The organism is Parabacteroides sp. FAFU027, assembly GCF_022808675.1.
In the GTDB taxonomy this organism is placed as follows: Bacteria; Bacteroidota; Bacteroidia; order Bacteroidales; family UBA7332; genus CAXXIC01.
The window spans coordinates 42,702-62,966 of sequence record NZ_JAKZKV010000008.1 but is presented as its reverse complement, the minus strand read 5'-3'; the positions used below and the strand labels follow the sequence as shown (position 1 = coordinate 62,966).

The window sequence follows — 20,265 nt, the reverse complement described above, 5'->3', positions numbered from 1 at the left end:
TGAGTCGAGTCTGCGATTGCGAACTTCCCTGTCCTGTGTGAAGAACGGAGTTTTACATTGTGTGCATTTTGACAAAGCAAACAGGTTAGCTATTTTCAATTAACCAACCCTGAAATCTGAATACATGAGAAAATCAATATCCAGTCGGATCGATACTTCTCTCTCTTTTTTTTTGTTTATAGAAAAGGTAACAGAACTATATAATCATGATAGTTGTTTATCTCTTTGACGATTCTTTTTTACATTAACCTTATTACTGAATTAATATTTACACATGAGTAAACTGCTCTCATAATGACTGAATATTCTTTTTCCCTTTATTTTAATAACCAAATTACTCAATTATGAAAAAGACGTCTATCTTTTTGAACGTAAAGAGGTGGAACAAGCTTGGCCTCTTTTCGTTAGCGATGCTGGCTGCTGCTTCTACCTACGCACAGGATGTGACAACCGGATTGAAGGCTCTCTATTCGTTTGAATCAGTGGCCGGTGGTGTTGTAAATGATGATTCCGGAAATGGCCTTTCGGCAACAGTATTCGGAGCTGCAACCGCAATACCCGGTTACAGTGGAAATTCAATGAACTTCCCCACCGTGGCTTCACCAGCAGCAGACTATCTGCTAATGCCGAACGACTTTACCACCTCCGTGACTGATTTTACAGTTGCTACCTGGGTGAAAGTGGACAACCCAAGAGGTTGGGCGCGTATCTTTGACTTTGGAGCAAATACTTCGAACTATATGTTCTTGTGTCCTAACCAGGGTTCTGCAACCGGTAATCTTCGTTTTGCTATCAGAACGACTTCTGTCAATGAGCAGCAACTTAACGGACCTTCAGGTCTGACAACAGGTCAATGGGCACACGTGGCTGTAACCTTGTCAGGTACAACCGGTACATTGTATGTTAATGGTGCCGTTGTAGCTACAAACACCAGTATGACTCTTAACCCATCCTCTCTGGGCTCAACTACTCAAAACTATATTGCGAAATCACAATGGCCAGACCCGGGCTTTAATGGTAGCCTGGATGACTTCCGCTTCTATAGCAGAGCGTTGACCCGCGCTGATATTCTCAAATTGATGGGATATCCGGTTGAGTTGGATCAACAAAAAGCGCTTTTGACCGCTAAATACCTGACTACTCAGGATAGTATGGCTGTAACATCCAATATTACATTGCCAACTCAGATGGGTCCAAATGTGACTGTTAAATGGGCATCTTCGAATAATAGTATTATTGATACCTTTGGTGTAGTTACACGTCCGAATATCTATCAGGCTCCTGTTAGATTGACTGCGACTCTGTCTCAAACCGTAAATGGTAAAGTTTATACTGCTACTAAAGATATCATGTTCATCGTAGCCGGTCCGACTGCTGTACCTGATTTCCTGGCAACCTGGAATTTCGATACGGATAAAATTTCTTCTCAGAATGGTGTGATAACCGTGGTCGATAATGAAAGCGGTTTCGTGGGAACCTGTAAAAATGGCGCAAGAATCCGTACAATTGGCGATCCTTCCGGAGATCAGTTTAATGTAGTTGACCTGGGAAGCAATAACGGTTACTTTGATATGGGAACCGAGTTCGGTAAAGCTATGTATGGATTGGCAGATTATACTGTTCAAACTTATTTCCGTCTGCCGGAAAACTTCTCGTTCAGTGGAAATGGTCACTTTCTTTGGTACTTTGCTAACCGTGACAGTAGTACTCAAAATCCTATCGGTAATATCATCCTCGGTTTGAATAACCAAAGATATGCGATCAGCCCAACCACATGGTATGGTGAACAAGGACTAGAGACTGGTACTAATGCCGGTGTAGGGGCTTGGCATCATATGTGTTTTGCTCAGAAAGGAAATGTTGGAACACTTTATGTTGACGGTGCACAGGTAGCACAAAATACTACAATGACGAATGTGCCGGGTATAACATTACGCAGAAATGACCAGGCCGGTACGCTTTGCAACTGGTTAGGTAAATCTGGTTATACCGGTGATGCTTATACTCCAAATGCTTTGTACTATGGCTTCCAGTTGTTGAATGTTGCTGTTTCGGGTGATGACTTGACTCAAGGTGATTTTGCTGTTCCAACTACGCTTGGTAAACTGAATGCAGCATACACTGCAAATCCAGACTATGTAAGCACTAGTATTATTACGGAAGCAAGTAATTTATCTATAGGTGATACTACTGCAGTGACAGCAAATCTGACTTTGCCTACAAGTGGTATATTGGATCCGACTATCTCTATCGCATGGGCATCTAACCACAATGAGATCATCAGTAATACCGGTGTGGTAACAAGTCCTTTTTACCACGCATACAAAGTAAAACTGACGGCTACTTTGTCAAAAGGTGTACAGACGGTAACCAAAGTATTTAATGTAAATGTATTGCCAAAAGCAGGTACTGAGTTTACCAATAACCTGGTTGTAAAATATGATTTCAGCAATGTAACCAATGATACTATCGTTACTGATGGCGCTGAAAAACACTTTACAGGTATTGTGAAAAATGATGCGAAAATCCGTACAATCGGTACTTCTGCAACCGGAACTTACAAAGTATTGTCATTGGGCGATAGCTTGAATACCAAAGGTTACTTTGATATGGGGACAGAAGTAGGTAAGGTTATGTACGGTTTAAGTGATTATACCGTTGGTGCTTACTACCGCATTGATCCTGCTTACACAGCTCTTAGCTCAAACGGTAACTTCCTATGGAATTTCTCTAACTCAAAAGATATCATCAACGATCCTACAGGTTATATGATTGGTAGCCTTAGAAATCAGGCTGCTACTATCACCGGTGGAAACTGGGGTGGTGAGCAAACTGTTGCGTTGGGTTCTATAGCTTTGACAGGTAACTGGCACCACTTTCTATATGCTCAAAAAGATACAATCGGTACAATCTATGTTGATGGTATGGTAGTACAGTCTGGAACAGTCAAACAAAATCCAATCAATACATTAGTTAAAGACCAACGTCTTGGAACTTTATACAACTGGATCGGTCGTTCTTGTTATACCGGTGATGTTTATCTTCGTCAGGCGCTTGTAGCTGATTTCAGAGTGTACAGTAAGGCATTGACAGAAGAAGAAATTCAAACAGGATTAGCTATCAATGATATGATGGGTGCTCTTGATGCTGCTTATGCTGCAAATACCGGAATGTCTGTAGCTTCAGTAAAAGCAAGCCAATACAAAGTAATTGCATCTGAAGGCCTGATCACAATTCAGGGATTGAACGGTGGCGAAAAAGTATCTTTGTTTGACATCACAGGTCGTCAGTTTAAAGTAACTACACCTTCTTCAATTACGGTCAAGTCAGGTATGTATATTGTAAAAGTAAATGACTATGTAACTAAAGTGATTGTTAAGTAATCGCTTCTGTGAAATAGAAAACTTCATTATTATTGCGGTAAACGGTTGGGTAAATGCCCACTGTTTACCGCTTTTCTTTTTTGTTGGTTGCCGAAATCTTGAGAGAATTCCATTTTGTACAGTTACAGGTAAATTCTGAGCTTACGCTGGCGCATTCTGGTCGGTAGTAATTCATTCCGGCCAGGTAACAAGGAAATATCTTGTAGCCATTTAATCGTTAAAGGGTTGTGGTAGGATAATCATCCTATATGACCATATTTTATACCATGCTCTTTAGCCGTGTATGTAACTTTGTGTCAGATTTAAAGACTTTGTACAGAAAATACCTGGTCAAATAAATAATACTTTAAACACTGCTTATGGGGGAATAATACTTCGTATTCTAACCGGTTTTAAGGAGGCTTTTGAGCCGGACTTTTCCTTTTTTTACAACAAATATCTTCGGGCTAAATGGGTCCGAATCTAAACAGATCGCTTTCTGATCTTAAAAATTATTCTAATGAGAAACAAACTGCTTTTGACATATATCTTATTTTTTCTGGGAATAGGATACATCAGCATGCAGGCCCAAACTTTATTGAACATTAAAAAGTTTGATGGCACTGACAAATTTCTGAATCTGACTACTCTTGGTAAGATAACATTTTCCGATGTAAATCTTATACTGAACTACTCCGTAGGCAACGATGAACCGGTAACCCTCTCGTCTGTAAAGAAAATCGTATTTACCCAGGCTGCGGGAGTAACCCAGATCATGGCTGACCGTAAAGCTATCCGGATTTATCCCAATCCTGCAACAACCTACATAGAATTGAAGAATACCCCGGAGGGTGAGTTGAATGTTGCTGTTTATTCGGTAGCAGGTTCTTTAGTATTAAATCTTCAACTTGATTCTGATTCCCGCCAGATTAACGTGAGTGGTTTACCGAAAGGATTGTATTTGATCAAAGTCAATAATCAGGTTGCAAAATTCTCCAAAATATGAAGAAATACGGACTCATTTCCCTTTGCGTGATTTCGCTAGTCACTCTTTTTGCTCAAAAGAAACTCAGTATATTTAAAACAGATACATCAAAACTGGGAGTCGCTATTGGTGCCGTTGACAGCATTACTTTTAGCAGTGACAAAACCGGCATGAATATCCATAATTCGGACAAATCCGTAACAACTCTCCCGGTTGCAGCGATTGATAGTATTACCGTTAATGATGTTGATCCGCAGGATTTGCCAGCTGTGGTTACCGGTACTGTTTCCGGCGTTTCATATACAACGGCAACCTGTGGAATGAAACAAATCTCAACCGGAGCATCTGTGGTTATCGAAAAAGGTATTTGCTGGAGTACATCACAAAACCCGACTATGAATGATACAAAAGCAATCACAACACAGGGAACCGACTCTTCGACTGTTAGCATCGCATCATTGACAGCAGGTACTAAATATTACGCAAGAGCTTATGCCAGTAATGCCTTCGGTGTAACATACGGCAGCCAGGTCAGCTTCACAACGAGCAGTTATTCATTGCCGGTCGTAGAAACCGTGTCAGCGACCTATAATTATAGCACCAATAAAGCAACCTGCGTGGTAAACGTGAAAAGCAACGGAGGATGCGCGTTGACTGAACGTGGTATTTGTTGGTCCACTTCTCCTAACCCGACTATTGCCAACTCTAAATATTCCAGTGGTATAACTACCGGACAGTTTTACGCTATGATGTCAAATCTGTCAGTCAATGCTACTTACTATGTTCGCTCTTTTGCAACAAACTGCGCCGGTACCTCTTATGGAAATCAATTGGTGGTAAGAGCATTGATGGGTAACGTGACCTTTACGATGGGTATTGACTCGACGGCTAATCCAGAACCGTTTCGCCTGATTAAAGCTGCAATGGATAGTGCCTGTTATTATTACAACCGCTATACCTCATTTACGGCTAATATATATGTGTATTATAATTCCGGTATTCCAACGGCTCAGGCCTCTTATCATGGAAGCATCGGATTTGGATCGAATACTACTTATATGTGGGTAGGTACTGCCATGCATGAGATGGCTCACTATTTCGGATCAGGTACCACGTCGGTTTGGCAGGGTAAAATGGTGAGTAATGTCTGGACCGGTACAAACGCCTCTACTTTGCTTAAAACATTAACCGGCGAAACGCTCAAAGGGGATGCAATGCACTTCTGGCCTTATGGTATAAATTACAAATCGGAGATCACTTCATTAGGCGATGCGACGGCCCAGAAGAACGGACTCATTATCCATACAAAAATTGTGCAAGCGATGTGTAAGCTTGATTGTGGATTATAAATGATAAAGAGGTTGACTATCCGGTCTGCCTCTTTTTTTGTCGAGGTTTTCATGAAATGAAAACCCTGGCCTTACCTGATTAAACGCGGTTACTTCTATAAGTTCGCTTTTCCCAAATGAGTGAAACTGTTGAACAGTCGATAATAACGGCCATTGTTCAACAGGTCAGGTTTTATCTGCTGAATAACAGTTTTTTATGACAGTTGCTTTTGTCAGGTTCTCTCTTTGAAAGCTGTTTTAAAGCTGATGAGAATTGAAAATTCAAAGCCATTACCGGTATTTGCCCGGGATTTTCCACTCTGATTGGTCTTGTTATTGTCGGAATTGATAACTTCCGGGTTGATAATTGTTTCAAATCTCCAGATTGTGGTGGGATGAACCAGAAAGAGTGAAATATCTCATATTTGCTGTGGATTTTTTCATTTGATTGCATGATTTGTCTGAAATGCACAAAAAACACGGTTTTTGTCGCTCTGTTTGCCTGGGAATGGCGTTTTTAATGATGGTGAAAACGGTCAATTAACTGTTTTTACACCTGAATTTCAGCGGTGAATATATAGTCACCCTATTTGAACGTATAGTTTCCCTCGTTTTTTCCAACGCATGTAATTTTGTACTGAAATAATATCGCTAATTAGGTTTATTCAACTAAGTAATTTATCATGAGAAAACACCTTACTCTATTCTTGTTATTCATTTCATGTTGTTTGCTCTCATTTGGTCAGACTACGCGTACGACCATTACTCTTCCCGAAGGTGTAGTAACTGTTTCTTCTTATACCAATGATTCTATTGTTATAAACGGAAAAACAGATTTACATCTGACAGCTTTGTTTAATCCTTTGGTTAATAGTGTTATCAATCTTAATTCTGAAGATTCATGGGTTATTATTGATAATATCCGTCCTGCAAATGTTGTCAGTTCTTTGCTTTCCTGTATTTATGTAAATGGGCAAGCCGCAGCTCTTAATACAAACGTGCGGGTATCAATGTATAAACAAGGTACTATAATCATTCCTCAAACGTCAACTTTCCAGCCGCTGACAGTTTATAACGATCAGAATTTTACAGGTACTTCCCAGAAGTATTCACTTTTTACATACTACAATTCGCTGGGAGCCATGGATAACAAGATCCAGTCTTTTAAATTGAAAAGAGGTTACATGGTTACAATGGCTACCAAATCAGATGGTACAGGATACAGCCGTTGTTTCATAGCTGATAACTCTGATTTGGAAGTCCCGGTAATGCCTGAATTGTTGGATCAGAAAGTGTCTTTTATCCGTGTATTTGCCTGGAATTATGTCTCTAAAAAAGGATATTGCAGTTCCGATGCGACTCCTTTGAATAAAGTAAATGCAACCTGGGGGTATGATTGGAGCGCATATGGTGCAACAACTGCTAATTTTGAATATGTACCAATGCATGCCAAGCTAACCTGGGCTCCGTTTACTCAAATCAATTCACTGCAATTTGTGACTCAAAGTCTTGGGTTTAATGAGCCGGACCATCCCGAACAGCATAAGGATGATAATGGCGGAAAGGCGCTGACTGTTTCTCAGGCTTTGGCTCAATGGCCCGATATGATAAAAAGCGGATTGCGACTGGGTGCACCTTCGTGTACCGATGCAAATTGGCTTTATGCCTTTATGGATAGTTGTAAAGCTAAAAACTATCGTGTGGATTTCGTAGGATGGCATGCTTACTGGGGTGGAAAATCTCCGCAAAACTGGTATAATGATCTGAAAGCAATACATGAGAGAACCGGTCGCCCAATTTGGATTACTGAATGGAATAACGGTGCTAACTGGACAAATGAATATTGGCCAACATCAGATCATTCCCTTTCACCCGCAAATGCTGCAAAACAGTTGAGTGACATAAAAGGAATTCTTCAGGTGTTGGATACTGCTCATTTTGTTGAGCGTTATGCTATTTATGATTGGGTACAGGATTGTCGTGCAATGATTTTGGCCGACACATTGACTCCGGCCGGAAAATATTATGCAGCCGATAATGCCCCAATGGCTTTCAATCGCGTCAATGAGGTAATCCCTACATTTAATTACGGAACCCCATCTCTATCAATCTCATTTTCTGTACTATCCAAAAAGTCAACCATATCAGTTTTTGATCCAAACCTTGAAAATTATTCAGGAATGATTTTAGAGAAGAAGATGGATAATGGTGAATATGTTGAGTTATTTAATACCGATAATCATTCGACTGTAAATTATCTTGACACCCTGGATCTCAATGCTGCCAGCAAAATCCGGTACCGGGTGCGCTCAAAACTTCCCGGAGGACTTTTGTCGGCTTATTCCAATGAAGTCGGTTATGATGTCACCAGTGGAACATCTGATGTTCATTACGGAAACTTATCATTAGGGAATGTTGACTGGAATACTGTATTTTTCAAACAGGGGATAACTAATCCGGTTGTAATTATGGGTTCTCCAACCAATAAGAATATATCTGTATTGCTATGCCCCAGAACAAAATTGATTAGTGCATCCAGCCGCTTCGGAGTTCAATTGGCACCGTGGTCATATCAGGGCGTTTCTTCATTGTCAAATGAAGAGAAGATCTCTTATTTCATTACGAATAAAGGCACTTATGACTTAGGTGGTTTAAAAGTAATTTCAGATCGGGTAACCGGTGTCAGTGGAAGTTGGGTTTCTGTAACATTCCCAACAGCTTTTGATACTATTCCGGTGGTTCTTACTTCTGAGTATAATACCTCATCAACCTTCCCGATTACTACACGGATTAGAAATGTGACCAAAACAGGGTTTCAGGTGAAATTGCAGAAAGAGTCAAAAGTGACTACTGCATTACCATCAGAAACAGTTTCTTATATGGCAATCACTCCGGGTGTTGGTTCTTACAACAACGATAAAATCACTGTGGGCAGAACAGGTAACACTGTTGGTACAACCTATTCATCTATATTATATGGTGACAGTGTGGCGAATCCTATTTTCCTGCCACAAATGCAAACCTGTAATGACGATACTGTAACGGCAACCTTACGTTGTCTGACAATCGGCATAAAATCAGCGACCATAGTAAAACAGCGCGAGAGATCATATAATCAGGCGACAACAGCTGCAGCGGAAACCGTAGGTTGGATATTAATAAAGCCTGCTGCCATTCCACAGGGTATAGATGTTCCTTCCACTGAAGGATTTAAGATTTATCCTAATCCTGTGAGAGATTATCTTTATCTGAATATTGCCGATTTGGGAACTCTGAACGTTGAAATCTATAACATGGTTGGTGCGATGGTAAAACGCCTGAGTGTTATGGAAAACCAGATCGATGTAAGAGATTTACCGGCAGGATGTTATATTCTGCGCACGTCCTACGGAACCAAGAAGTTCGTGAAATTATAAATCCCGAAAAATTTAATGACTGCAACACGGTATCAGACTGTGTTGCGGTTCTTTATACTCTAAATTATAGTTTATAACACAAATAGAAAATGGAAAATTATTTTAGGAGAACAGGTTTTCGACTCTCCAAGCTAATCATTAGCCTGGCGTTAGGGATATCTATGTTTGTTTCCTGTAAGGATGATTATTTTTACGATGACACGATGCCATCCTGGTTAGGATCAAGTATTTATGATTATCTTCAACAACAGGGGAACTATAAGTACACCTTAAAACTTGCAGATGACCTTGATTATGCTGAAGTATTAAAGAGAACCGGTAGTAAGACATTGTTTGTGGCTACTGACAGTGCCTATAATGAGTTCTTTAAAAAGAACGACTGGGGTGTAACCAGTTATGAACAATTGTCTCTTTCACAAAAGAAAATGCTGTTGAATTACACGATGATTAATAACGCGTTCCTGATTCAGCAATTGACCAGCTATAATAATAGCGGTACTTTGGTGGAGGATAACGCTATGCGTCGTGCGACAGCAAATTCACCATTGGACAGTATCTCTTTTGATAAAGGAGACAAAATACCATCGAATTCCAACTGGACCTATTATAAAGATAAGGGGCTTTATCTGATGAAAGACGGAACTTCAAGCCCTATCGTCTATTTTTTTCAGCCTTTCCTCGATAAAAATGCCATAACGAATGAGGATGTCAGCATCATTACCGGTGGAATGACACGGGAGACCAATGATGCTCATCTTTTCAACTGTAAAATAGAGAAACGTGACATTACCTGTCAGAATGGTTATGTCAATATTCTGAATAAAGTGTTGGTTCCACCGGTGAATATGGCTCAATACATCTTCTCAAATCCTAAAACCACTATTTTTTCAAAGTTACTGGAACGCTATAGCACTCCTTATTACACAACTAAGGCCGCTAAACTTACGAGTGATTACCATCAGAATCACCCTGAATTTAACGACACGCTGTTTGAGAAAAAATATTTTGCCGTGAATGGAGGAGTTCAAACTTTGAGAAATGGTATTACTCCTGCTGTGAACCTGTTAGCATTTGATCCGGGATGGAATTCCTACAAAACTTCTTCGGATGCACAGCTTCAGTCTGACATGGCGGCAATGTTTGTTCCCTCTGACGATGCCATGAATGAATATTTCAACAATGGCGTTGGTAAGCTGCTTAAGGCTCGTTTCCAAACCTGGGATAATGTTCCTGATGCGATTGCCCTGCCGTTGGTAAAACGTCACATGCGTGCATCGCTGATTGAATCGGTTCCCAGTAAATTCAGTAAGATGATCGATGCCGAAAATTTTGCCTTGCCGGTTGAGAAAAACCATGTCGTAGATACTTATGCCGGAGTGAATGGTGTCGTATATACAACTAATGCCGTTTATCCTCCGGTTGACTACATCTCTGTTTATAGTCCGGTTTTGTTTAGTGATGATTCTAAGATTCTGAACTGGGCGATAAAATATGAAACAGAAAAAGCAAAAGACGGAACTCCGTTTGCTTTCTATAAATTATACCTTAACTCGCTGGCGGCTAATTATAGCCTGTTTATTCCGACTGATAATTATTTAACCAAATACATTGACCCCATAGCATACGGTCAGGATGTACAGGGTGTGTTGAAATTCTGGTATGATGAAAAGGATGCAGCCGTAAAAGCCACAGTCTATAAATACAACAAAACGACAGATGTGGTTGGCGATTCTGTGGGCCTGATTACAGAACCAGCTTTTATCATCAACCGTTTGCATAATTTGCTGGACAGCCATATTGTTGTCGGTAATGTGGAGTCGGGTGCCGGATATTACGTGACCAAAGCAAATGATCTGATTAAAGTATCCGGAACCGGGACATCCCTTGTTGTTCAGGGTGGAGAGGATCTGGCCAAGAATGCGAAAGCGGAGGTGGTTTCAGATAAATATTACAGTCAGGAAAATGGTAAAACATTCTTTATCAATAAGCCTATTCAGTCGGCGCTAAGATCTTCATACAAAGTGTTGAGTGAAACCCCTCAGTTCTCTAAATTCTTTGAATTGTTGAATGGTGTGCCTGATACCTGCGTCTCACAGATCTTTACTCAACAGGGAGTTGATAACCGCATTAACTTCTTCAATGCTTTCCGTTATACCATTTATGTACCGACTAATGATGCTGTTCAGGCAGCATTGGATAATGGGACTATTACTCCATGGAGTCAGATCTACACCCTTACTCCGGGTAAAATACAGAGTGCGGCAATCAATAAGATGATCCGTTTCCTGCGTTACCATTTCCAGGATAATGCCGTCTTCTTTGGCCAAAACGTTAACGCTGTATATCAATCGGCTACGATAAAAAATGACAACCTTGCCACCCATTGGGGCACAGCCAAAAATAAATATTATAAAATCGGGGTTGTAGGGAATAACAGTAGCCTGACTTTAACAACCGAGAATAACAAGACCGCAAATGTAGAGACCAAGGACGGTTTATATAACATCATAGTTAAGGACTACATTTTTGCTCAGGTGCCAAGCAAGTATAAAAATATTGATGGAACAGGAAATGCAACGGGATCAAATTTCTCTTCTTCTTCCATAACATCGTCTGCTTCAGCAGTCATCCATCAAATTGATAATGTATTGACTTTCCAATAATAATGAGAAATATAATGAAATTCAGAACAGCCTTTTTTATCCTTCTGTTGATTGTTATGCTTCCAATGCGGGGTTATAGCCAGAACGGAGGGACAACAATTGTACAGGGTGTGGTTACCTCATCCTCGGATGGCAGTCCGTTGATCGGGGTAAACGTGACAGAACTCGATGCCAATAACCGTGTGGTCAGCGGAACCATTACGGACGTAAATGGTCACTACGTGATGCGAGTTAAGAATATGCAGAATCGCATTTCAGTAAGTTATATCGGTTTTGCCAAACAAATCCGCAAAATAGATAATAAACGACAGATCAATATCGTCATGCAGGACGACAGCCACACCTTTAAAGTCGTTGAGGTAAAAGCAACTAGAAAGACTGGTCAGGGCGGTTATGTGATTCCTACCCGTGAGGTGGGTACTGCAATCCAGACGTTGGATATGAAAGACGTTGAGGGGCTGCAGGTATCATCGGTAGATGAGGCTCTGCAGGGACGTATTGCCGGTCTTGATATCGTATCCAACTCCGGTGACCCGGGTAGTGGCTCTTCAATGCGTATTCGTGGGGTAACCTCTATCAACGGGAGTAGCGAGCCATTGATCGTTGTAAACGGTGTGCCTTATGAAGTACAGATTGATGCCAGTTTTGACTTTGCCAACTCCAATCAGGAGCAATATGCCAATATGTTGAGTATCAATCCGGATGATATCCAGGAGATTTCAGTATTGAAAGATGCTGCCGCTTCTGCTATCTGGGGGTCTAAGGGAGCTAACGGTGTAATCATGATTACCACCAAAAAAGGTGTTGCCGGTCCAACCCGGGTGGATTATACTTACCGTTATACCCGCACCGTACAACCTAAAGGGTTGAATATGTTGAATGGTGACCAGTTTACCATGTTGATGAAACAGTCATATTTGAATCCTGCTCTGGATGAAACTGCAAGCAATCAGAACGAATACAACTATGATAAAAACTTCCCTGAATACGAGAATTACAATAACAATACCGATTGGGTGAAAGCAGTAACTCAGGTTGGTAATATCAGTGACCATTACCTGACATTATCAGGAGGTGGAGACCGTGCAACTTACCGTGTATCCGGTGGTTTTTTCCGTCAGAACGGAACTGTAATCGGACAGGAATTAAGCCGTGTTTCATCACGCGCATATTTGGAGTATGCGGTTTCTGACCGGATTAAGTTTATTTCGGAATTCTCCCTGACCAATTCGGATAATAGCAGAAACTACGACAATTTACTTGGTATTGCATACAATAAAATGCCAAACGTTAGCATTTATGCACAGGATTCAAATGGAAATAATACAAGCTCCTATTATAATATACCCAGATCTTCGTCACTGGATGCTTCACAAAGGGATCTCAGAAACCCCGTTGCACTGGCTCATCTGGCAAAGAATGAGCTGAAATCATTTCGTATTTTGCCGACTTTCCGTTTGCAATATGATCTGATGGATCCACAGAAATCGATGTTAAGATATAACATGTATGTATCGTTTGACATCAATAACAGCAAAACTACCATGTTTTTACCGCAGGAGGTATCAAACCTCTATTGGTCGGACAAGAATGTGAACCGTGCTGAGAACTATGACTCTGAAAGTCTTACTATTTATACAGATAATAATATTGCATGGCAACCCACTTTTGAGAACAAAGATCATAGTCTCTTATTGTATGGTTCGTTCCAGACTAACCTAGGTAATTCAACCGCTCAGGGTATTGTATCGTACTCATTACCTTCAGGTGAAGCAATTGACGCATCTAACTTCGGTTATCTGGCAGATGGTAGTTCAAGCCACTCATCCTGGAGATCGTTGGCTTTGATGGCTCGCGGTCACTATGCTTACAAATCAAGATATATCATTGATGGAACTTTGCGTCGTGATGGTAGTACCAAGTTCGGTAATGCCAATAAGTGGGGTAATTTCCCCGGAGTTTCCTTGAAATGGATCATTTCGGATGAGCCTTTTATGAAACCTACCCAGAAATGGTTAAGTACACTGGCACTTCGTCCGGCATGGGGGGTAAGTGGTAACCAGCCAGCCTACGAATATTTGCACTTTAGTAAATATGACGCTTACGGAAGCTATATTGATATGAATGCCGTAAGACCTTTGTCTCTTCGTTTGAGTAACCTGAAATGGGAAACTACCACATCTTACAATTATGGTATGGACCTCGGATTCTTAAACGATAAGTATGTATTTGACCTGAACTACTACAATAAACGGACAAAAGATTTATTGTTTAAAGATGTAGCGATCACGACATCATCCGGTTATACGACATTGCCTTATATCAATGGTGGTACCATGGATAATAATGGTTGGGAGTTAAACTTCTATGCGACCAAGATTATCAAAACGAAAGATTTCAGTATGGACTTTAAGTGTAACTTCTCCAATTATAAGAATACACTGATTGACCTTGACCAAACCTTGCTGAACAGCTACAATGGTGAGTTTAACTATGCCAACGGTTCGTATCTTACCCGAGTTCAATTAGGTAACTCCTTTGGATCTATTTATGGATTTAAATATAAGGGCGTTTATCAATACGACAAATATAAGGGTACTGATAGCAAGGGAAATACAGTCATTCACGAAAGTGCACCTGTTGCCCGTGATGCAAAAGGTAACGTTTTGACGGATCAGGATGGAAACGCACTACCAATGTGGTTCAATTACTACAAAAAAGGAGGTGTTGGTGCATATCGTTTCCGTGGTGGAGATGCCATGTATGAAGATATAAACCATGACGGAAATATCGATGAGCTCGATATCGTTTATCTCGGAAACAGTAATCCGAAACTCAATGGTGGATTTGGCCCTACATTCCGTTATAAAAACCTCTCATGTACCATGTTCTTCAACTTCCGCTACGGAAACAAGATTATCAATGCTGCCCGTATGAATGCAGAGAACATGTATTATGACGACAACCAGAGCGCAGCTGTTAACTGGAGATGGCGCAAAGATGGAGATGTTACAGAAATTCCGAGAGCATTACATAAATACGGATACAACTGGTTGGGCAGTGACCGCTACGTGGAAGATGGTTCATTCCTTCGTTTCAAATACCTGACGTTTAACTATTCAGTACCATCTTCCAAGTTGAAAAGATTTGGAATCAACAAGCTAACGACCTATCTGACATTTAACAACCTGTATGTATTTACAAAATATACCGGAGTAGATCCCGAGGTTGGTTATGGATCATTGGGGGTAAGTACCGATGGCTCAAGCACGCCACGTACAAAAGATTTTACACTGGGAGTCTCACTAGGATTTTAATTATAGCAGAAAATGATGAAAAGTAAATTATATATAATCGCATTGTCGGTATTATTGCTTTTTGGAGGAACTAGTTGTTCCAACTGGTTGGATGTAAAGCCGGAAAGCCAGATTATTCTTGAAGATTATTGGCGATCGGAGTCTGATGTGGATGCCGTGCTGGCAGCTTGTTACCGGGGACTGATTTCGGATGATAATGTTTACAGGATGATCGTCTGGGGAGAACTTCGCTCTGATGACTTAACCTATGGCGGTTCTATCCCCAATGAAAGATACGATCTTCAACGATTGCTGGAGGGAAATATCAGCCCAACCAATTCCTACTGTAGCTGGGGCTCATTTTACAGTGTAATCAACTATTGCAATACATTGTTGTATTATGCTCCATATGTAATAGACCGTGATGAAAACTTCACCGAAGATGATTTGCATCATGTTCAGGCAGAGGCCAGAGCCATTCGAGCCCTTTGCTATTTCTATCTGGTAAGAACCTTCAAGGAGGTTCCCTGGATTGAGGATGCCAGCATCGATGATACTCAGAACTTTAATAAGGAAAAGTCGAAAGAACCCGAGCTTATCGCTCATATCATCGCAGACCTGCAATTTGCGCAACAATATGCACGGACTGACTTTGGAAATGAAAACTACAACAAAGGCCGGTTCACGCTAAACTCTGTAAATGCTTTGTTGGCAGATGTCTATTTGTGGAATCAACAGTACGACAAATGCGTGGAAACCTGTAACAGTGTACTTGCAGATAAACAACTGAAACTGGTTAAATCTGAACTCATGTACAGTACAGTATTTAATAACGGTAACTCAACAGAAAGTATTCTGGAACTACAGTTTGACGATAAAGTACAGAAGAATAATCCTGTATTTAACTTATATGGTTATAGTAGCGATGTTTTAGGCGATTTTAGTTTCCCGGCGACCTTGGCGTATGATGTCCAGAATAAGTATTATGGAGCCTATAGCCCATTCAACTATTCTTTATCTTCAACGTTGCATGAAAGCGCTAATGATATTCGTCAGAAGGATTTCTTAAATATGTCATTAGCCTCCGGCGGTAAGTATTACATTTTCAAATACTCCGGTATTCGTAGAATAGAAAACATTAATGGAATCAGTTCTTATTTCTACAGAACCAACACCTGTAACTGGATTCTTTACCGACTATCAGATGTTATGTTGATGAAAGCGGAAGCATTGGTACAGATGGGTGAATCCAATTATCATGAAGCGATCAAGATGGTCAATATTCCTTATTTAAGAGCCAACACATCTAACGGAATAGTAGCAGACTCCTTGTATGTAACCAATTATCCTACCAAATCGGAGATGGAGAAACTGGTGTTGCGTGAGCGTCAGCGTGAGTTGATGTTTGAGGGTAAAAGATGGTTTGACCTGGTTCGTTTAGCTCGCCGCGAGCAATCTACCTCATCATTAAATGAGTATGTGGACCATAAAGCCTCTACAAGCGGTGCTTCGCTGGCTGTCTCTTCGCTGGACGGATTGTATATGCCTATTTCACAGTCTGAATTGAAAGCAAATCCAAACCTGAAGCAAAATCCATACTACACGGTTTCAAGTAGTTCTTCAAGATAATAATACTCAGTGCTATGAAAAGAAATATATTGAAAACAGCATTTTATAATAAACTCATTGTCGGTATAGCATTGGCAATTTTGTCGAATTTGCTATTTACCGCATGTTATAACTCTGATGATGTAGGAGGTAATCTATACACCTTCACCGATAAGAACGTCGGAGAATATCTTAGAAATAATCCGGCACAGTATTCTGAATTTACACGTTTACTGGATACGACTGGTGTAATCGGCCTTTTGGATGCTTATGGCACCTATTCCTGTTTCGCTCCCAATAATAAGGCGATGGCCGCATTTTATAAAAAGAAAGGAAAGGCTAAGTTGTCAGACTTTACTCTGGATTCATTAAAGCTTATCGCTTACGATCATATTGTAAGTGGTGATACTGTATTGTCAAGAAGCTTTTTAAATGGCCAACGTCTATCTCAGCTTTCCATGAGTGATCGCTACTTTTCGATTCGTATTTCCGGAGATACAACTTTTCTGAACAATACATCGCAGATTATCGAAAAGGATATCAGATTGCACAATGGTGTAGTATTCCAGATTGGTGAAGTTTTGAATCCTACCCGTTTTGGTCTTGCAAGTGTTGTCGCTCAGGATCAGACCTTCTCGTTATTTAACGAGGCTTTGGTAGCTACCGGGCTGGCTGATTCACTATTAAAGGATAAGGATCCAAATTATAATGCTACAGCCTACAAAAGTCTTGAAAGTGAAGGTTCATGGACTATCTTAAAAGTTCCAGCATCCAGAAAGTATGGATACACCCTATTGATGGAAAGCAACACCACCATGAATGCAAATGGAATTACCGATCTGGCTTCTATGAAAGCCTATGCTGCAAGCGTGTATGATCAGGTATATCCGGAAGATGCCAATATTTCAGACATTCATGATCGTCGTAACAGCCTTAACCGTTTTATCGCTTATCACATTATCGAAAAACAGTTGAATGTGGCTAAATTAATCGATGCGTATGATACCGGTCACATGCTTAAGACTATCGATATGTTCGAATACCTTGAAACAATGTGTCCGAATACACTTATTGAAGTTTCAAAGATCAGATCGACCAACAAAACCAATCAGTTGAACAGAATGCCCGAAACCGGATTGGCTGTCAATGTTGTAACGTCAAATAGTGATAAAGATGCTTCAAACGGGGTATATCACGAAATTGATAAAATGTTGGTTTATAGCCAGGATGTTGATGCTATGTTATCCAGTAAGCGTCTGCGTTTTGATGTTGCCAGTTTCTTTAATGAGTTTGCTAATAACAATATGCGCGGGTTAGGAAGTACCAAATATGATCAAAAGAACCTTCAGTTTTACATTCCGCGAGGATATCTAGACCGATTAACATGGTCAGAGCAAACCACTATAAATTATTTAACTGCATTTGATGCGTTTCTGGATTATGAGGGCGATGAGATCTTTCTGAGTGCTGCAAACGGTAAGCTTTACGACTTTACGGTGACTACTCCTCCGATCCCAGCTGGAACTTATGAGGTTCGTTTCGGATATCTGACTAACGGACAACGCGGTGTTGCTCAATTCTATGTTGATGGTACACCGGCCGGATTGCCACTTAACCTCAATAACTCAGCCACTAACTCTGCAATTGGTTATCAGACAATCGGTTCTGTTGCAGAGGACCCATACGGATATCAGAATGATAAAATGATGCGTAACCGTGGATATATGAAAGGTCCTGCTGGCTATACTGCACCTGACCTAAGATGGCAGACAGTTGGCCCGGCTCGTAAAAATGCCAACTCTTTACGGCGCATTTTAGGAACATATACCTTTACCTCAGCAGGAAAACACCAATTGACAGTAAAAGGGTTGAGTAACGGAGAGTTTATGTTTGACTTCCTGGAGTTTGTGCCAACAAGTGCAATTGAAACTGAAGATATTTATTGATAACGATGCATCATAGCTCTAAATACCAAAGAAATATGAGAAAAAGAATTTATGGTCTTCCTCTATTCACGCTTTGTTTGATAACATTGCTGTTAGGATCATGTAAGGATGACTGGGATAGCCACTTTTATCCGGAAATCAACGGAAAGAGTAATTTGAGTTTATACGAATATATCCAGTCTCGTCCCGATATGAGCACGTTTGCACAACTGCTTAAATCAAAAGGATATGATAGTACATTAAACAGCGCCCAGACTTTCACGGTATGGGCGCCGACTAACAGCTCATTAAGTGGTTTTAATGTAAATGATACGCTGGCTGTGCGTCGGCTTCTACAAAACCACATTACGCAGTTTTCCATTCCAACGGCTGGGATCACAAGTAAAACCCTGACCATGTTGAATAATAAGTTACTTACTTTCGCCGGAAGCGGATCTGATTACAGCCTGGCGGGAAAGCCGATCGTAGAGGCGGATAAAGCAATGAGAAATGGTATTGTACATGTGTTGGGTAATTATGTGCCTTATAAGCTGAATGTATGGGAATACCTGAATGAAAAACCCGGACTTGATTCGGTACGTACTTTTGTTAATTCGTTGACACAAAAGAAATACGATGCCAGTACCAGTTTCAATGCTGACGGTGTTTTTGTTGACTCTGTATTTTACGATTACAATCCGGTCTTTACCTATCTGTGTAAAATGAAGTCGGAAGACAGTACTTATACTACCGTTTTCCCTGACAATGCTGCCTGGTCAGAGGCATACAACCGCATTTTTCCGTTCTTCAAAACATTGCCTGCAAGCGGAGGGACAGCTACTCAGGTAGCTTATGCTAAATCAACGCTGATTCAGGATCTGTTTTTCAGCGGAAAAATTACAGTTCCGAGTCAAAAAGATACTGTGGTTTCAACGAATGGAAATAAAATCTCAAATATAAATGAGATAATCGGTGGAATACAGCCTGACACTTTAAGTAACGGACTTGCTTATAAGACGAGTCTCCTGAAGCACAAAGCGACCGAGTCGTGGTATAAGGAAATCCGCCCGGAAGCTGAGTATATTTACGCAACAGACTCATTGAAAAGTAACTATTCAATGGTTGCAACCTCAAGTATTGGTACCGGAGTCTCAGTTTCTAACAAATATTATTTGACTTGCGTTCCGACTACAACTAGTAGTATATCTAAATTGTATGTAAGATTCCCGATCCCTAATACTTTATCCACTAAATACAATATCTATTGCCGGTTCGTACCGTCATCTATTGTTGATACAGCAGATAAAAGACCATATAAAGTTAAGTTTTATATGACTTATGTTGATGCTAATGGTAATAAAGTAAATGCAGTGGCTCCGTATAGTAAAGCCGGATTTGATGCAAATCATAAGTTGACCACCGTAACATCTCAGATTGCCACATTTACAACAGATGGATCATCACCAACTAAAATGCTGGTGGCTGAGAATTTTCAGTTCCCGTTCTGTAACATTGTAGATCAATCCGGAAGTTCTACCACGTCAGAAAAAACGTCTGTATTTCTGAAGGTGGAGAATGTGACCGGAACTTCAACTACCGAAACGAAAAATTACAACCGAACAATACGCATTGACTGTATTATTCTGGAACCTGTACAATAGTATTGTGTAAATCTATAAATG

The 20,265-nt window shown here is 40.5% G+C and carries 9 protein-coding genes; all 9 read left to right on the top strand.

What is annotated here, in order from left to right; genetic code table 11:
* Positions 1-344 precede the first annotated feature (344 nt).
* The 9 genes from MLE17_RS13160 to MLE17_RS13120 all read left to right on the top strand — a co-directional run bounded on the left by MLE17_RS13160 (position 345) and on the right by MLE17_RS13120 (position 20,244).
* Positions 345-3,383 carry a LamG-like jellyroll fold domain-containing protein gene (locus MLE17_RS13160; RefSeq protein ID WP_243349172.1) on the top strand — a complete coding sequence of 1,013 codons (3,039 nt, stop codon included), beginning with the start codon at positions 345-347 and terminating at the stop codon, positions 3,381-3,383.
* Between the two features lie 499 nt (positions 3,384-3,882).
* Complete coding sequence (locus MLE17_RS13155; protein ID WP_243349171.1) at positions 3,883-4,368, top strand: T9SS type A sorting domain-containing protein; 486 nt, start codon at positions 3,883-3,885, stop codon at positions 4,366-4,368.
* Positions 4,365-5,696, top strand: a complete 1,332-nt coding sequence (locus MLE17_RS13150) for a hypothetical protein (protein ID WP_243349170.1) — start codon at positions 4,365-4,367, stop codon at positions 5,694-5,696. Before MLE17_RS13155 ends, MLE17_RS13150 begins: the two co-directional genes overlap by 4 nt.
* 662 nt (positions 5,697-6,358) lie before the next feature.
* Positions 6,359-9,091, top strand: a complete 2,733-nt coding sequence (locus tag MLE17_RS13145) for a glycosyl hydrolase (protein WP_243349169.1) — start codon at positions 6,359-6,361, stop codon at positions 9,089-9,091.
* A gap of 89 nt (positions 9,092-9,180) precedes the next feature.
* Complete coding sequence (locus MLE17_RS13140) at positions 9,181-11,754, top strand: hypothetical protein (RefSeq protein ID WP_243349168.1); 2,574 nt, start codon at positions 9,181-9,183, stop codon at positions 11,752-11,754.
* Between the two features lie 14 nt (positions 11,755-11,768).
* Positions 11,769-15,071, top strand: a complete 3,303-nt coding sequence (locus tag MLE17_RS13135) for a SusC/RagA family TonB-linked outer membrane protein (protein ID WP_243349167.1) — start codon at positions 11,769-11,771, stop codon at positions 15,069-15,071.
* 12 nt (positions 15,072-15,083) lie between these two features.
* Positions 15,084-16,679: a RagB/SusD family nutrient uptake outer membrane protein gene (locus MLE17_RS13130; RefSeq protein WP_243349166.1), complete on the top strand. Its 1,596-nt coding sequence runs from the start codon at positions 15,084-15,086 to the stop codon at positions 16,677-16,679.
* 14 nt (positions 16,680-16,693) lie between these two features.
* Positions 16,694-18,604 carry a fasciclin domain-containing protein gene (locus tag MLE17_RS13125; protein ID WP_243349165.1) on the top strand — a complete coding sequence of 637 codons (1,911 nt, stop codon included), beginning with the start codon at positions 16,694-16,696 and terminating at the stop codon, positions 18,602-18,604.
* Between the two features lie 35 nt (positions 18,605-18,639).
* Positions 18,640-20,244 carry a fasciclin domain-containing protein gene (locus MLE17_RS13120; protein WP_243349164.1) on the top strand — a complete coding sequence of 535 codons (1,605 nt, stop codon included), beginning with the start codon at positions 18,640-18,642 and terminating at the stop codon, positions 20,242-20,244.
* Positions 20,245-20,265 lie beyond the last annotated feature (21 nt).

Coding starts and splice junctions, on each gene's coding strand:
- MLE17_RS13130 (WP_243349166.1), top strand. CDS start 15,084: ATGATGAAAAGTAAATTATATATAATCGCATTGTCGGTATTATTGCTT.
- MLE17_RS13135 (WP_243349167.1), top strand. CDS start 11,769: ATGAAATTCAGAACAGCCTTTTTTATCCTTCTGTTGATTGTTATGCTT.
- MLE17_RS13145 (WP_243349169.1), top strand. CDS start 6,359: ATGAGAAAACACCTTACTCTATTCTTGTTATTCATTTCATGTTGTTTG.
- MLE17_RS13140 (WP_243349168.1), top strand. CDS start 9,181: ATGGAAAATTATTTTAGGAGAACAGGTTTTCGACTCTCCAAGCTAATC.
- MLE17_RS13120 (WP_243349164.1), top strand. CDS start 18,640: ATGAGAAAAAGAATTTATGGTCTTCCTCTATTCACGCTTTGTTTGATA.
- MLE17_RS13150 (WP_243349170.1), top strand. CDS start 4,365: ATGAAGAAATACGGACTCATTTCCCTTTGCGTGATTTCGCTAGTCACT.
- MLE17_RS13155 (WP_243349171.1), top strand. CDS start 3,883: ATGAGAAACAAACTGCTTTTGACATATATCTTATTTTTTCTGGGAATA.
- MLE17_RS13160 (WP_243349172.1), top strand. CDS start 345: ATGAAAAAGACGTCTATCTTTTTGAACGTAAAGAGGTGGAACAAGCTT.
- MLE17_RS13125 (WP_243349165.1), top strand. CDS start 16,694: ATGAAAAGAAATATATTGAAAACAGCATTTTATAATAAACTCATTGTC.